General features: G+C 66.6%; 12 protein-coding genes. 8 read left to right on the forward strand and 4 right to left on the reverse strand.

Annotated elements, in window-relative coordinates:
• Positions 1–9 precede the first annotated feature (9 nt).
• A complete protein-coding gene (gene speA, locus KR767_RS05880; RefSeq protein ID WP_250878440.1) occupies positions 10–1,899 on the reverse strand; it encodes an arginine decarboxylase in 1,890 nt (629 codons plus the stop codon).
• A 293-nt stretch (positions 1,900–2,192) separates the two neighbouring features.
• On the opposite strand from speA, the gene speE reads away from it, so the two are divergent.
• Positions 2,193–3,050, forward strand: a complete 858-nt coding sequence (gene speE / locus KR767_RS05885; protein WP_166945388.1) for a polyamine aminopropyltransferase — start codon at positions 2,193–2,195, stop codon at positions 3,048–3,050.
• Positions 3,051–3,313: 263 nt separating this feature from the next.
• Here speE and KR767_RS05890 read toward each other — a convergent pair whose 3' ends face one another.
• Positions 3,314–4,354: a hypothetical protein gene (locus KR767_RS05890; RefSeq protein ID WP_250878441.1), complete on the reverse strand. Its 1,041-nt coding sequence runs from the start codon at positions 4,352–4,354 to the stop codon at positions 3,314–3,316.
• Positions 4,355–4,529: 175 nt separating this feature from the next.
• On the opposite strand from KR767_RS05890, the gene KR767_RS05895 reads away from it, so the two are divergent.
• The 5 genes from KR767_RS05895 to KR767_RS05915 all read left to right on the forward strand — a co-directional run bounded on the left by KR767_RS05895 (position 4,530) and on the right by KR767_RS05915 (position 8,509).
• Positions 4,530–4,727 carry an antitermination protein NusB gene (locus tag KR767_RS05895; RefSeq protein ID WP_166945392.1) on the forward strand — a complete coding sequence of 66 codons (198 nt, stop codon included), beginning with the start codon at positions 4,530–4,532 and terminating at the stop codon, positions 4,725–4,727.
• Between the two features lie 53 nt (positions 4,728–4,780).
• Positions 4,781–5,413 carry a ParA family protein gene (locus KR767_RS05900; RefSeq protein ID WP_250878442.1) on the forward strand — a complete coding sequence of 211 codons (633 nt, stop codon included), beginning with the start codon at positions 4,781–4,783 and terminating at the stop codon, positions 5,411–5,413.
• A gap of 50 nt (positions 5,414–5,463) precedes the next feature.
• Complete coding sequence (locus KR767_RS05905; RefSeq protein WP_166945396.1) at positions 5,464–5,934, forward strand: SixA phosphatase family protein; 471 nt, start codon at positions 5,464–5,466, stop codon at positions 5,932–5,934.
• Between the two features lie 8 nt (positions 5,935–5,942).
• Positions 5,943–6,497, forward strand: coding sequence for a YceI family protein (locus KR767_RS05910; RefSeq protein WP_166945398.1), 555 nt, complete (start codon positions 5,943–5,945; stop codon positions 6,495–6,497).
• 62 nt (positions 6,498–6,559) lie between these two features.
• Complete coding sequence (locus KR767_RS05915; RefSeq protein WP_250878443.1) at positions 6,560–8,509, forward strand: phospholipase D family protein; 1,950 nt, start codon at positions 6,560–6,562, stop codon at positions 8,507–8,509.
• 195 nt (positions 8,510–8,704) lie between these two features.
• Here KR767_RS05915 and KR767_RS05920 read toward each other — a convergent pair whose 3' ends face one another.
• Positions 8,705–9,232 carry an energy transducer TonB gene (locus tag KR767_RS05920; protein WP_166945402.1) on the reverse strand — a complete coding sequence of 176 codons (528 nt, stop codon included), beginning with the start codon at positions 9,230–9,232 and terminating at the stop codon, positions 8,705–8,707.
• A gap of 52 nt (positions 9,233–9,284) precedes the next feature.
• Positions 9,285–10,571, reverse strand: a complete 1,287-nt coding sequence (locus KR767_RS05925; RefSeq protein WP_250878444.1) for an acetyl-CoA C-acetyltransferase — start codon at positions 10,569–10,571, stop codon at positions 9,285–9,287.
• 195 nt (positions 10,572–10,766) lie between these two features.
• On the opposite strand from KR767_RS05925, the gene KR767_RS05930 reads away from it, so the two are divergent.
• Together KR767_RS05930 and KR767_RS05935 are read left to right on the forward strand one after the other, a co-directional pair.
• On the forward strand, positions 10,767–11,897 hold the full coding sequence (locus KR767_RS05930; protein ID WP_250878445.1) for a hypothetical protein: 1,131 nt from the start codon (positions 10,767–10,769) through the stop codon (positions 11,895–11,897).
• A gap of 71 nt (positions 11,898–11,968) precedes the next feature.
• Positions 11,969–14,455: a sensor domain-containing protein gene (locus KR767_RS05935; RefSeq protein WP_250878446.1), complete on the forward strand. Its 2,487-nt coding sequence runs from the start codon at positions 11,969–11,971 to the stop codon at positions 14,453–14,455.
• Position 14,456 lies beyond the last annotated feature (1 nt).

The following is a 14,456-nucleotide window of genomic DNA, read 5'->3' on the forward strand; positions in this document are numbered from 1 at the left end:
GCGTCCGGTTCAACGCCCCGCGGTCTCCGCGAGGTAGGTGTAGCCTGTAAGGCCTTTCTCCAGCGCCTCGGTGAGCGTCGTCGCCTCGTCGTCGCCGATGCCCGCTGCCGCGATGCGGTCCGCGTAGGACTGGCGCAGCGCCTTCAGGTCATAGCCCACATAGTCGAGCATCAGGTCGGTGGTGTCACCACGACGGATGTGCGCGAACTCGTAGCCGCCGGCCGTGGCGCGGACATTCACGGCATCGGTGTCGCCGAACAGGTTGTGGATATCGCCCAGGGTCTCCTGGTAGGCGCCCACCATGAAGATGCCCAGGCGATACGACTCGTCGTCCTTCAGCGCGTGCAGCGGCAGGCTGACGTCCACGCCCTCGGCATCCACGTAGTGGTCGATGCGGCCATCGGAGTCGCAGGTGAGGTCGGCGATGACGCCACGACGGGTCGGCTCTTCGTCCAGGCGCGAGATCGGCACGATCGGGAAGATCTGGTCGATGGCCCAGATGTCCGGCACCGACTCAAACACCGAGAAGTTCACGAAGTACTTGTCGACCAGCTTCTCGTCGAGGTCGTCCAGCGCCTGGCGATGGGCGCGCTCGGCCGGCAGCAGGCGCGTACGCACCGCATTGGCGATGGCATAGAACAGCTCGTCGAGACGGGCACGATCGCGCAGGTCGAGCTGACCCAGTGCATACAGGGCCTGGCCTTCGGCGAAATGGTGCTGGGCCTCGTGGAACAGCTCAAGCGGCGGACGCTGGTCCAGCTCGGCGTGAGTCTCGCGCAGGTGGCGCAGCACCGTCGGCTCGCCGTCGCGCTCGGCCGGAATCGTACCCTCGGGCACTTCTTCCACTTCGCTGACGTTTACCACCATCACGGCGTGGTGCGCGGTCATCGCGCGGCCGGACTCGGTGAAGATCGTGGGCGCCGGCATGCCGTACTCGGCTACGGCCTCGGCCAGCGGCTGTACCACGCTGGCGGCGTACTGGCCCATGCTGTAGTTGATGGAGTTGAAGCTGCGCGAGCGGGTGCCTTCGTAATCCACGCCCAGGCCGCCACCCACGTCCACGATGTCGATGGGCACGCCCAGGCGATGCAGTTCGACGAAGTAACGCACCGCTTCGCGCATGCCGGCGGCGATATCGCGGACGTTCGAGATCTGCGAGCCCATGTGGAAGTGCTGCAGGCGCAGGGTGTGCTTCAGGCCGGCGGCATCCAGGCGGTCGATCAGCTCCAGCACCTGGCCCGGGCTGAGGCCGAACTTGCCCTTGTCGCCACCGGTGTTCTGCCACTTGCCCGCGCCGATGGAGGCCAGGCGCACACGTACGCCCAGCAGCGGCTCGACGTCGAGCACCTTGGCCTCGGCGAGCACGTGGTCCAGCTCCGAGAGCTTCTCGATCACGATGTGCACGCGCAGGCCGAGCTTGCGGCCGATCAGCGCCAGGCGCACGTACTCGCGATCCTTGTAACCGTTGCAGACCACCATGCTGCCCGGACGGGCATGCGCCAGCACGGCCATCAGCTCGGGCTTGGAGCCGGCTTCGAGGCCGAAACCGTGCTCGCCGGCGGCGACCAGCTCGCCGACCACGCCGCGCTGCTGGTTCACCTTGATGGGGTAGATAGCCGTGTACGAGCCGGCATAGTCCGCATCGTCGATGGCCTTGGCGAAGGCCTCCTGCAGGCGGGAAAGGCGGTCGGCCAGGATGTCGGGGAAGCGCACGAGCAGGGGCAGGCGCAGCCCTTCGCGCGTGGCCTGCTCCACGATGGCCGGCAGGTCGAGGGTGGGGCCTTCATCGCCGCGGGGGCGGATGTTGAGGTGGCCGTTGCCCGCTACGTCGACGTAGCCGTTGCTCCAGTGCGGGATCGCGTAGGTCAGCTTCGCGCGATCGATGGTCCAGTTCGCCATGGCAAACGTTTCTCCAGGTGAGTGTGTCGAGCCCTTTCCGGGGGCGCGGAACAGTCGCAGCGGCGAACCTTGACTCAAACGGGCCTGGCGGCCGGGAGCCTCGCACGCCGCGGGGCCGACCAGGCTGGGCCCACCACCCCTTGGAGGCGGGCAGACCTCGTATTGTAGCGGGCACCCATGACATCCGTGTATCCATCCGGCCAGGATCCGCGGGGACGGCCTTGGCCGCTTTTTCATCAGGAGCCGGTACAATCCCCTGTTCAGACCCCTTACCGTTTCCAGGAACAAGCGTCATGTCGCAGCAGCAGCTCAGCTGGTTTACCGAAGCCCACCAGGCCTCGGGTTCATCCATCGGTTACCGCGTCGAGCGCCTGTTGCACGCCGAGAAGACGCCGTTCCAGACCATCGAGATCTACCAGACCACCGACTGGGGCAACCTCATGGTGATCGACGGCTGCGTGATGCTCACCAGCCGCGACAACTTCCTCTACCACGAGATGATGACCCACCCGGCGCTGTTCACCCACGCCCGCGCCAAGCGCGTCGTCATCATCGGCGGCGGCGACTGCGGCACGCTGCGCGAGGTGCTCAAGCACGAGGAAGTAGAGAAGGCCACCCAGGTCGAGATCGACGAGCGCGTCACCCGCCTCGCCGAGCAGTACTTCCCGGAACTGTGCGACGCCAACAACGACCCGCGCGCCGAGCTGCTGTTCATCGACGGCATCAAGTACATGGCCGAGGCCGAGCCGGAATCCATCGACCTCATCATCGTCGACTCCACCGACCCGGTCGGCCCGGCCGAAGGCCTGTTCAACGCCGCCTTCTACGCCAGCTGCTACAAGGCCCTGCGCCACGGCGGCATCCTGGTGCAGCAGTCGGAATCGCCGATGGCCCACATCGAGCTGATCAAGGCCATGCGCTCGGCCATGCGCACCACGGGCTTCAAGGCCGTGCGCACCCTGCCCTTCCCGCAGCCGTGCTACCCCACCGGCTGGTGGAGCTGCACCATGGCCCGCAAGGACGGCGATCTCTCGGGCTTCCGCGAGCGCGGCGCCCTCAGCAAGAACTTCGCCACGAAGTACTACAACGCCGACATCCACAAGGGCGCCCTGGCCCAGCCGGAATTCATGCGCGAGGCGCTGGGCGAGTAAGCATTCGGATCACTGCTGCATGCGAAAAAAGGCGCCCGATGGGCGCCTTTTTTCATCCCGCCAGACCTCGCGGATTCACCCGCTTGTGTAGGAGCGCGCCTCGCGCGCGACCCCTCACCCTTTCCTGTAAAACGATGAGGCCTTGCGATGATCGGGCCGGCGGTTAACCGCTCGCACGACCATTGCAAGGCCTCGTTCGCCATAGCCGTTCTGAGGGGTTGCGCGCGAGGCGCGCTCCTACAGGGTCAGCGGGTGCGGGTTGGTCACTTGGCGCTTTCGAGCTTGCCCGGCTCCCAGCCGGGGGGCGCTTCGGCCTTGATGCCGTAGGCGTTGAGCGCGGCCAGCACCACGCTCATTTCGGTGCCGCCACTGCGAGCCAGGGAGAGCAGCTTCTGGGCCTTCGAGCGGTCGCCGAGGCCTTCCATGTGCAGGCGGGCGAACTGCTGCATCTGCCAGACGAGGTTGAGCCGGGCATTCTTTGCCGAGAGCTGGTCGGCGGCTTCCGGCGCCAGGGTCTCGCGCAGGTGCAGGCCGAGCGAGCGGCCCAGCGGGCTGCTGCCCCATTCGAGTACCTTGGCGAGCTTCAGGCAGTCGGTCACCACGCTTTGGTCATCCTTGTGGCCTTCGCAGTACTGCGCGGCGGCCGGGAACATCGGCAACGGCTGGGTCGCGGCCAGACCGAAGACGATTTCCAGCTGCACACCGGCCGCACCGGCGCCCTGCAACGGATCGAACGTATCCGGCGGCGGGGGAAGCTGGCTGACCGACATGGCCAGCGCCTTCATGCTGGCGCCGAGGTAGTCGTCATAGGACTTCGCGCTGGCGGCCTTGGCCAGATCCTCGCGGGCCTGCTTGTCGTTGCCCTGCGGCATGTCCATGCCGAGCTTGAGCAGCCACACTGCCGCGTTGTCGGGGGCCTGGTTCACCAGGCTGGCCACCGCGTCGGCATTGGGGCAGCTGCCGGCCTTGGCATCGCAATCGGCCAGCTGGCCCCAGGCCACGCGCGGACCAGCGTCGGCATTGCGCGCGGCGCGCTCCAGCAGGGCGTGGTAGGTGAGCACCTCGGGCGGATTGACCAGCGGACGCGCCAGCAGGGCGGCACCCAGCAGGGGCTCGGCCTCGGTGCTCAGCGCGACGACGCTGGCCAGGTCCTTCTGGAACTGCAACAGGGCCTTGGTGCGGTTCTTCTGCGCGGCAACAGGCCCCTTGGCCGGCGCCTTGGCGGCCTGGTAAGGCGTGGCGGCGAAAGCAGACAGCGAAAGCAGACCCGAAAGGGCAAAAGCTACGGCGCGACGTCCCCGCATGGGCCATCTCCATGACATAAAAAGGGAAGGATACCGCCCCACCATGAACGGAAGCTGCCGGGTACGCTTTCACAAACGAAAGACATTGCTACCATCGGAAGCTTGCGCGGGGGGACCACCGGCAGGGGGCCGGCACGACCGCTGCATCAATCCTGCGACAGAACAGGAACCTACAATGGATCAATTTGCCATCCTTGCCAGCGAACGTGCTGGTTTCTTCGTCGGCTGGGGCACGCTGGCGCTCATCAATGCCGGCCTCGCCCAGGGCAAGAACCGCGGCGGCCTCGCCTGGTGGGCCCTCTCGCTGATCCTTGGCCCCATCGCCACCCTCATCCTCGTACTGTTACCGAAAGTGCGGACCAAGATCTTTTGACCCGGGCGCCAGCCTGTGTAGGCTAGAGCCCTCCCCATCGCAGGTGCGCGCGGATGCTTACGACGCTCGTGGCAAGCAGCAAGGGTGGTTGCGGGAAGACGACGCTGGTCACCCAGCTGGCCACGCACTGGGCGCAGGCCGGCAAGCACACGGCCATCATCGACGCCGACCGCCAGCACTCCAGCCTGCGCTGGGTGGGCAGACGCCCGGAGAATGCCCCTGCGGTGACCGCCATCGAAGGCAGCCGCAAGGCCTTCGACCGGCTGTCCGACGATATCCAGCGGGTGATCGTCGACACCCCCGCGGGTGTCGACGAGAAAGACCTCGAACCGTATCTGGAAAAAGCCGACGTCATCCTCGTGCCGGTGCTGCCTTCGCAGTTCGACCTGGATGCCACGCTCGACTTCCTCGGCACCTTGCAGGGCATCGGCCGGGTCAAGCGCGGCAAGCTGCCCGTAGGGCTGGTCGCCAACCGCCTGAAGCCATGGACCAATGCCAGCCAGGCCGCGCTCGCGGAGCTGGCCGGACGTGCGCCGTTTCCCGTGGTCGGGGAACTTCGCGACTCGCAGGCGTACGTTTTGCTCACCGCCCTCGGTAAGGGCATCTTCGATTACCACTCGGAAAACGTGCGCGGGCACCAGGAGGACTGGGCCAGGGTGTTGCGCTGGATCAAGCGCAACAGCTGACGCACCGACCACCACGCCACGTCATGTGGCTCTAGCGGAGGGAGACATCCATGCGAGAACTCATCCTGTTACGCCATGCCGAAGCGACGCCGCACGGCAAGGAAGGCAAGGACGACCGCGAGCGAAAACTCACCGAACACGGAAAGAACGAAGCCCGCGCAGCCGGACAATGGCTCGCCGAGCACAAGATCACCTACGACCGCGTCCTCTGCTCGCCATCCGAGCGCACCCGTGAAACCGCGGCGCTGGCCCTGGGCCAGATCGAACCTTCCTACGAAGACAGCATCTACGACGCCACTGTCGGCGACCTCTACGACCTGCTGGATCAACAAGCCGACGCCGAGCGCGTGGTCCTGGTTGGTCACAATCCCGGCATAGAGCAACTGGTAGCCTTCCTCACCGAAGGTCGTTCCGAGGACTATCGCGGCATGCCGCCCGCCGGCATGGCCCGTCTGGTCTTCGATGGCCCCCTGCAACCCGGCACGGCGAAACTCGAAACCTTCTGGTCGCCACCCAACTGAGCCACCGAATGCGTTTCCTGCTGCCGGCGATCGCCCTGCTCCTGACGACGACGCCTCTTGCCGCCGCCGACCTGCACATCGATCCGCTCCGCTCGCGCGCCGAGTTCAGCGTTCGCCTGCTCTGGGTCAGCACGGTCTCCGGCAGCTTCGACGGCATTCGCGGTGAAGTCTCCATCGACCGCCAGGCCCGCACGGCCGTGGTCAAGGCCGACATCGACACCGAAAGCATCCGCATGGAATCTGCGCGCCTGCGTCGCTGGGTGCTGGCGCCGGAGTTCTTCGATGCCGAGCACCATCCGCAGATCCACTTCGTGTCACTGCCGGTGTCCCTGCATACGCTCAGCGGAGGCAGCGACATCGAGGGTAGCCTCACCCTGCGCGGCATCACCCGTCCGGTGACCTTCCACCTGGAACCCAACCATTGCCCGGCCGATGCCATGGCCGGCTGCGTCCTCCAGCTGGAAGGCAGCATCGACCGCACCGACTTCGACATGCGCGGCCATCGCGGCGCCCTGTCCGACCGGGTCACCCTCGGCATGGCCATCGTGCTGTCCGCTCCCTGAGCCGGCGGCCATCCATGGACGAACTCACGTGGCGTTGCTCCGCGTCGCCTAGAATCCGCGCCATGCGTCATGTCCTTATGTTCGTCATCCTCGCCGCCTCGCTCGCCACCGGCGGCTGCACGGTGTCGCGTGCGCGCATCCAGCGCGCCGACGCCGTGGTCAGCCTGACGGTGGACCGGCAGAGCACCTGCGACAGCGCGGACCACTGCGCCATCCCCTCGCCGCTGATGGAAGCGGCCAGCGAAGCCGATGCCGCGTCCACGGCCAAGGCGCCGGTGCATGTGGCCACCTTGCTGGAAGATGGCGAATCAGCTCTCGCGGCCCGCATCAACCTGATCCGTGCCGCCACCCGCAGCATCGACGTGCAAACCTACATCTGGGAGCAGGACGACTCCGGCAAGCTCGTGCTCGACGAACTCATCCATGCCGCCCGGCGCGGCGTGCGTGTGCGCATCCTGGCCGACCAGCTGTTCTCCTTCCGCGACCCGGGCCTGCTTGCCGGCCTCGCACGGGCCAGCGATCACCTGGAGATCCGCCTCTACAACCCGACCTTCCACAGTGCCCGCACGCCACCGCTGGAATTCGCGGCCGGCATCGTCTGCTGCTTCTTCAAGTTCAACCAGCGCATGCACAACAAGCTGCTGGTGGTGGACGACCTCATCGGCATCACGGGCGGAAGGAATTACGAGGACCGCTATTTCGACTGGGACGATGCCTTCGACTACGTCGACCGCGATGTCATGGTCGGCGGCCCCGTGGCGCGCACGATGGGCAAGAGCTTCGAGCAGTTCTGGGTGCACAAGCGCGCCGTACCGCTCACCCATCTTCGCGACGTCAACCGTGAGCTGGTCAACGACACCGACGATACCAAGCGCTGGAAGGAGCCGGCCTACGAGCATCCCGAGCGCGTGGCCCAGCTGCTCGCCAATGCAGAAGACGCCGGCTGGCTCGGCAGCCACATCCAGGCGACCTCGCTGCGCCTGAATCGCGTGGAGTACTTCTCCGACCTGCCTGGCAAGACCGACGAACCCAAGCGTCGCGAGGCGCGCACCCTCACCCGTCACATCATGGGCATGGTGCGCAACGCGAAAAGCGAGATCGTGCTGCAGACCCCTTACCTGGTGATGAGCCGGCCGGCCAAGAAGATCTTCGAGCGCCTGCGCAAGCAGCCCGACCCGCCCCGCATCATCGTGTCGACCAATTCGCTGGCATCCACCGACGCGTTCGCGGTGTATGCGCTCTCGTACAAGCACCGCAAGCGCTATCTCACCGACTACGGCTTCGAGATCTACGAGATGAAGCCGCATCCAACCGATGTCGATCGCGATGCGCTGGAGGGCCGCTACCACGCGCTCTACACGCCGCCGGTCGACACCACCGACGAGGACGATACAGCGACGCTGACCGGCAGCCGCGGACGCAGGCAGGCGCGGGCCGAAGCCGAGCGCGCCGCGGGACCGCCGTCGGAGTCGTCAGGCTACCTGTCGGCGGCCATGCGCTCCCGCCGCGGCCCACGCCATCGCCCTGCGCCGCTGCTCACCAGCGGCATCCGCTTCGGATTGCATGCGAAATCCATCGTGGTGGACGACACCTTCGCCATGGTGGGCACGCACAATTTCGATCCGCGCTCGGACCACTACAACACCGAGGCGGGTGTCATCGTCTACGACAAGCGCTTTGCCGACCGCCTGCGTGGTTCGATCCTGCAGGACACTCTGCCGGGCAACGCGTGGGTGATCGGACCGAGGCAGAAGTCGATTCCCGTGCTGTCGTCGGTGAACGAGTTCATCGGCGATGTGTCGGAGAGGCTGCCATTTTTCGACCTGTGGCCGTTTCGCTATGCCACCAGCTATGAGCTGAAGCCGGGGTGCATTCCGATGCGCTGGAACGACCCGCGGTTCTTCGAGTGCTATCAGGCCGTGGGCGACTTCCCGGAGGTGGATGTGTCGCTGAAGCTTATCTACACGCGGATGATCACAGCCTTCGGTTCATCGGCGGCGGGGATTCTGTAGGTTTGCGTTCTTCCGGTCGCGCGCAAGGCGCGCTCCTACAAATGCGGCAGGGCTACCGAACCGGACCGGCTGTTGTAGGAGCGCGCCTGCGCGCGACCGGGTCAGGCGATACATCCGGCATCCCGAACCCGCCCCTGTAGGAGCGCGCCTGCGCGCGACCGGACCGAATAACAGGAACGCCTCGCTGGCGCCCCCTCAAAACGGCCGCGTCAGCTCGAACCGCACCGGAAGCTCGGCAGTGAAATGCGCCGGACGATCAGCCGCCGCAAAGCGCCAGCGGCGGATGGCATCTTCCGCCGCACGATCCAGGTCGAAGTCACCGCTGGAACGCCCCACGGCCACACCCATCACGTCGCCTTCGGGCGTCACCGTCACGTTGAGCACCACCTGGCCCTCTCGACGGGCGCGCAAGGCGGAGATCGGATAACGCGGCGACGGCATGTACACGGCACGCAACGGCTCCGGCTTCGCTGCCTCGGCCACCATGGGCGACGACTCAGGTCGTGACCGGTTCACCACGCGCGGCGGCGGCTCGTCGCGCAAGATGCCCGCCGGGGCCGGCGCCGTGCCGGAACGCGATGCAGGCTTCGGCATAACCACCTCGGCCAGCGGCCGGGAGGCAGGTGCGCGTTCATAGGTAAGCGCGGTAAGCCAGCTCGTGCCGGCAATACCGAGGACAAGGCCCAGGGCGCTCAAAGAAGTGCTGGTACGTAATGCGAGCATGCAGATGTTGCCCGGCCGGCACCCCTTCGATGCCGGCCGTTCTTCCTTATTGTCAGGGGCGTTCGAGGATCGCCGTGACGCCCATGCCGCCTGCGGTGCAGATGGAGATCAGGCCGCGGCCCGAGCCCTTCTGCTCGAGCATCTTCGCCAGCGTGGCGACGATGCGCGCACCCGTCGCCGCGAAGGGGTGACCCGCCGCGAGACTGGAGCCGTTGACGTTGAGCTTCGACGGATCGATCGATCCCAGCGGGCCGTCGAGGCCCAGCCGGTTGCGGCAATAGTCGTCGTTCTCCCATGCACGCAACGTGCAGAGCACCTGGGCGGCGAAGGCCTCGTGGATTTCGTAGAAGTCGAAATCCCCCAGGGTGAGCCCGGCCTGCTTCAGCATGCGGGGCACGGCCACGGTAGGTGCCATGAGCAGGCCCTCGCCATGGACGAAGTCCACCGCCGAGACCTGGGCATGGGTGAGGTAGGCCTGGATGGACAGGCCACGCGAGGCCGCCCATTCGTCGCTGGCCAGCAGCACCGCTGCCGCGCCATCGGAGAGACCCGTGGAATTGCCGGCGGTGAGCGTGCCCTGGCCCGAGGTCTTGTCGAAGGCCGGCTTCAGCGAGCCCAGCTTCTCCAGGGTGGAATCCGGCCGCAGGAAGCCGTCGCGCTTCAGGCCACGGAACGGCACCACGAGGTCGTCGAAGAAACCGGCATCGTAGGCGGCGCCGAGCTTCAGGTGACTGGCAAGGGCCAGTTCGTCCTGCTCGGTGCGGCCGATCTTCCACTCCCTGGCCATCAGCTCGCAGTGATCGCCCATGGACTTGCCGGTGCGCGGTTCTGCCACACCCGGGAACGAGGGCTTGAGCTCCTTCAACGAGAAGCCACGGGTGGCAACCTGGAGCTTTTCCTTGAGAGTCTTCGCACGATTGAGCGCCAGCAGGCGCTTGCGGAACTTCTGCCCGTAGACGATGGGCACGTCGCTGGTGGTGTCCGAGCCGCCCGCGATACCCGCGTCGATCTGGCCGGTGGCGATCTTGTTGGCGATGAGGATGGCGTTGTCCAGCGAGGTGCCGCAGGCGCGCGCCGTGGTGATGCCCGGCGTGGTGGGCGCCAGGCCCGAGGACAGCAGCGCTTCGCGGGCCAGGTTCCAGTCCGACGAGTGGCGGATCACCGCCCCCATCGCCACTTCGCCCAGCTCCACGCCATGCAGGCCGTACTTCTCGACCAGCGCGCCGAGAACCTTGACCGACATGCCGAAGTTGCCGACGTCGGCATACGCGGTGTTGTTGCGGCAGAAGGGAATGCGGACGCCGCCGACCACACCCACGCGCTTTTGCGTCTTATCCATGCTGTTGTGAGGAACTATCCGGAACCGAAGGGGAGTGCCCGAGCGGGCGAACCCGTTCGAAGGCGAAGATGCCGTGGACGCCGACGATCGCCGACGAACGCGTATCGGCAAGGCTAACCCGCATCCCTCCCCGGCGAAAGCCCGAAGAGCCCGGATGGTAGAATGGCGTTCCTTTGCCGTTGTGGAAAACCCGCCGTGTCCGAGTCGCCCCTGATCGCCTGCCCCGCCGTGCTGGCGCTGGAACTGGCCGGGGGCGACAGCCCCGACCGGCTCGAACTCACCCGCGACGAAGCCCAGGAACTGGCCGCCCTGGTGGCAGAAGACCTGCGCGCCCTGGTGCCCGGCGTGGAAGCCGCCCGCTTCGCGCTGGCCGGTGCCCTGTTCGACGGCGTGGAGATTCTTCGCCCCGGTTACCCGGTGTTCGCCACCCTTGAGGAACTGGCCCGGCGCATCCCGCGCGTGACCACGGCCGGTGGCGTGGTGGCTTTCGGCACGCACGAGGGCCACATGCCGGCCCAGCCGCTGGTGCCCGATACGCGCTACGCCGGTGGCCCGATGCGACTCATCCCGTGGATGCTGCTGGTGCCGGCCGACCAGGCGGACGACATCACCGCCGCGATGGAAGTAGAGCTGGTGGGCCGTGGCGAAGCCGGCGCGCGCACGGCGGATTTCCTCATGCGCACGCTTGGCGTCCGCCTGGAACACGCGCGCTACCTCAGCCGCAACGACCTGCTGGCCCTCACCTGCGTGCAGTACGAACACGTGAACCTGGCGCCCCTGTGGACCATGCTCGAAACCGCCCTGCTCACGCCCTACCAGCAGGAGACGGCGCTGGGCTCGCGCGGCCTGCCGCTGCGCTATGCCGACGGGCAGGTGAGCATTCCCGGCATCGCCGGCTGGTTCACCCGGGACGGCGAGCACCGCGACAGCGCCGCCCACGAATTCGCCGGCACGCTGTTCGAACTTCGCCAGTACGCTGCCCTGCTCGACGCCCACCACGTGCCCCTGCGCATGGACGGCGACGCCGCCCGCAGCGAGCCGTATTTCATCGAGCATGTGGCCGACGCCGATCCGGCCCTGCCGCCGCCCGAGCTCTACGCCCATGAAGCCGCCGGCCTGGGCATGGCCGCCATCACCGTGGCGCAGCCGTCGGCCGGCAAGGCCCGCATTCTCGGCCACGGTTATCCGCTGGCGCCGAACGTGCTGGGCCTCCTGCTGGAAAACCTCGCCGACCGCTACGCCGCCACGCCGAATGTGCACGCACTCGGCAAGATCCTGCTGGATGCGAATGGTGCGCTCGACGCGCCTGCTCCGGCCCTTCACTAAGGTCTTCACGAACGATATACGCCGGCCGCGAAGGGCGGGTAGAGTGACGGCATTCCGCAGCCGGCGCCTCCATGCAACCCACGGTTCCACCACCGACCGCATCTCCGGCCGACTGGCCGGCCTATCTGCTGGATCGCGCGCCGGCGATGATCGCGTACGTGGACGCGGACACCCGCTATCGCTATGCCAGCCCCTCTTACCTGACATGGATGGGCATCGAGGGCAGCGTGGTCGGCCGACACATGGAAGAAGTGATTCCCGTCTCGCTCTACAAGCGCATCATCCCCGGCTTCGAGGCCGCCCTCAGCGGTGACCAGACGGTGGCCGACCGCGAGATCCGCGACGACGATGGCCGTCACTTCGCGCAGGCCACCTTCTCACCGGACATCGACGAATCAGGAGGCGTGCGTGGTGTCTTCATCATGCTGGCCGACGTCTCGGTACGCCGCGAACTGGAAGCCCGCCTGCGCGAGAGCGAACGCCGCTTCGCGCTGGCCTTCCGCCATGCCGCCATCGGCATGGCCCTGGTACGGCCGGACGGGCGCTGGCTGCAGGTGAACGAAGCCATCTGCGACATCCTCGGCTATACGGAAGACGAACTGCTCACCTCGGTGTTCCAGGACATCACCCATCCGGACGACCTGGCGGCCGACCTCGCCCTCACCGAGCGCGTGCTCAACGGCGACCGGCAGTCGTTCCACATGGAAAAGCGCTATATCCACGCCGAAGGCCACATCGTGCACGCGCTCATCAGCGTTTCGCTGGTACGCGACGAACGCGGTGAACCGCTGTACTTCATCTCGCAGATCCAGGACATCAGCGAGCGCAAGGCCTTCGAAGATGCGTTGTTCCGCGAGCGCGAGCTGGCCGAGGTCACGCTGAAGTCCATCGGCGATGCCGTGATCACCACCGACACCCACCTGGTGGTGACCTCGCTCAACCCCATCGCCGAAGCGATGACCGGCTGGAGCAGTCACGAAGCCGTGGGCCGTCCCATGGACGACATCTTTCGCCTGCGCGATCCGCTGACCCGCCAGCCCATCCCCAATCCGCTGCATGCAGCAGTCACCCGCAACACCATCGTGGGCCTCACCACCGACGCCATCCTCCTGCATCGCAACGGCTTCGACAGCCCCATCGAGGATTCGGCCGCACCTATCCACGATTACGCCGGCAACGTGGTCGGCGGCGTGGTGGTGTTCCACGACGTAAGCGAGACACGCGCGCTGGCCCTGAAGATGGCCCACCTCGCGCACCACGACACGCTCACCGGCCTGCCCAACCGCACCCTGCTGCAATCGCGGATGGACTTCGCCGTGACCGTGGCCGCCCGGCGCGGCCAGCGCGCCGCCGTGCTGTTCGTGGACATCGATCACTTCAAGCAGATCAACGACACCATGGGCCATGCGGCGGGCGACTCCCTGCTACAGGAAGTGGCCCGGCGCATCCGCTCGGCCGTGCGTCCCGACGACACCGTGAGCCGCCTGGGCGGCGATGAATTCGTGGTGCTGCTGCCGCACGTGGAATCCGCTTCCGACGCCTCCATCGTGGCCGAGAACGTGCTGCAGGCCTGCGGCGAGGCGATCGGCATGGGCGCGGGTGCCGCCGCCCTGGCGATCAGTTTCAGCATCGGCATCAGCCTGTTTCCCGACGATGCGCGCGACGCGGAATCCCTGCTGCGCAATGCCGACACCGCCATGTACGAGGCGAAGATGCAGGGGCGCAACGGCTACCGCTTCTTCAACGCCAGCATGAACGAGCGCAACAGCGCCCGCGTGCGCATCGAGATGGAACTGCGCCGCGCGCTGGCCCGCAACGAGCTGACCCTGCACTACCAGCCGAAGGTGGATGTCGAGCTGGGCACCATCGTCGGCGCCGAGGCATTGCTTCGCTGGCAGGTGGATGGCGAGGATGTCTATACGCCCGAGCAGTTCATTCCCGTGGCTGAAGACTGCGGCCTCATCGTGCCCATCGGCGACTGGGCCTTGCGCGAAGCCTGCCGCCAGGCCGAGGTCTGGGCGCGCACCTATCGTCCGCTGTCGGTTTCGGTGAATGTCTCCGCGCTGCAATTCCAGCACACGCGCTTCTTCGAATCCCTGCACAGCGTGCTGGAAGACACCCGCCTGCATCCCACCCTGCTCGAACTGGAACTGACCGAACGCACGGTGATGGAAGGCGGCGACCACATCGCCCACCTGCTGCGCCAGATCAAGCAACTGGGCGTTACGCTGAGCCTCGACGATTTCGGTACGGGCTATTGCAGCCTGTCGTACCTGAAGCACTTCCCCGTGGATACGCTGAAGATCGATCGCGCCTTCATCCGCGACGCCGCCTGGGACAGCGACAGCGCCGCCATCGTGCGCGCAATCATCACCATGGGCAAAGGCATGCACAAGCATGTGCTTGCCGAAGGCGTGGAAAGCCAGGAGCAGGCTGACTTCCTGCGCGCATCGGGCTGCACGCAGATGCAGGGCTTCCTTTATGGTCGCGGTGTCAGCGCTCGCGAATTCGAAGCCCGCATCGCGGAAGTGGACACGGGCCTGCCCGGCGCGCGCTGAC

The sequence above is a fragment of the Luteibacter anthropi genome (genome assembly GCF_023699965.1).
Lineage (GTDB): Bacteria > Pseudomonadota > Gammaproteobacteria > Xanthomonadales > Rhodanobacteraceae > Luteibacter > Luteibacter anthropi.

Bases quoted from the DNA above. Each gene is read 5' to 3' on its own strand.
- KR767_RS05920 (WP_166945402.1), bottom strand. From the start codon at position 9,232: ATGCTCGCATTACGTACCAGCACTTCTTTGAGCGCCCTGGGCCTTGTC.
- KR767_RS05900 (WP_250878442.1), top strand. From the start codon at position 4,781: ATGCTTACGACGCTCGTGGCAAGCAGCAAGGGTGGTTGCGGGAAGACG.
- KR767_RS05890 (WP_250878441.1), bottom strand. From the start codon at position 4,354: ATGCGGGGACGTCGCGCCGTAGCTTTTGCCCTTTCGGGTCTGCTTTCG.
- KR767_RS05910 (WP_166945398.1), top strand. From the start codon at position 5,943: ATGCGTTTCCTGCTGCCGGCGATCGCCCTGCTCCTGACGACGACGCCT.
- KR767_RS05935 (WP_250878446.1), top strand. From the start codon at position 11,969: ATGCAACCCACGGTTCCACCACCGACCGCATCTCCGGCCGACTGGCCG.
- KR767_RS05925 (WP_250878444.1), bottom strand. From the start codon at position 10,571: ATGGATAAGACGCAAAAGCGCGTGGGTGTGGTCGGCGGCGTCCGCATT.
- speA (WP_250878440.1), bottom strand. From the start codon at position 1,899: ATGGCGAACTGGACCATCGATCGCGCGAAGCTGACCTACGCGATCCCG.
- KR767_RS05895 (WP_166945392.1), top strand. From the start codon at position 4,530: ATGGATCAATTTGCCATCCTTGCCAGCGAACGTGCTGGTTTCTTCGTC.
- KR767_RS05905 (WP_166945396.1), top strand. From the start codon at position 5,464: ATGCGAGAACTCATCCTGTTACGCCATGCCGAAGCGACGCCGCACGGC.
- KR767_RS05915 (WP_250878443.1), top strand. From the start codon at position 6,560: ATGCGTCATGTCCTTATGTTCGTCATCCTCGCCGCCTCGCTCGCCACC.
- speE (WP_166945388.1), top strand. From the start codon at position 2,193: ATGTCGCAGCAGCAGCTCAGCTGGTTTACCGAAGCCCACCAGGCCTCG.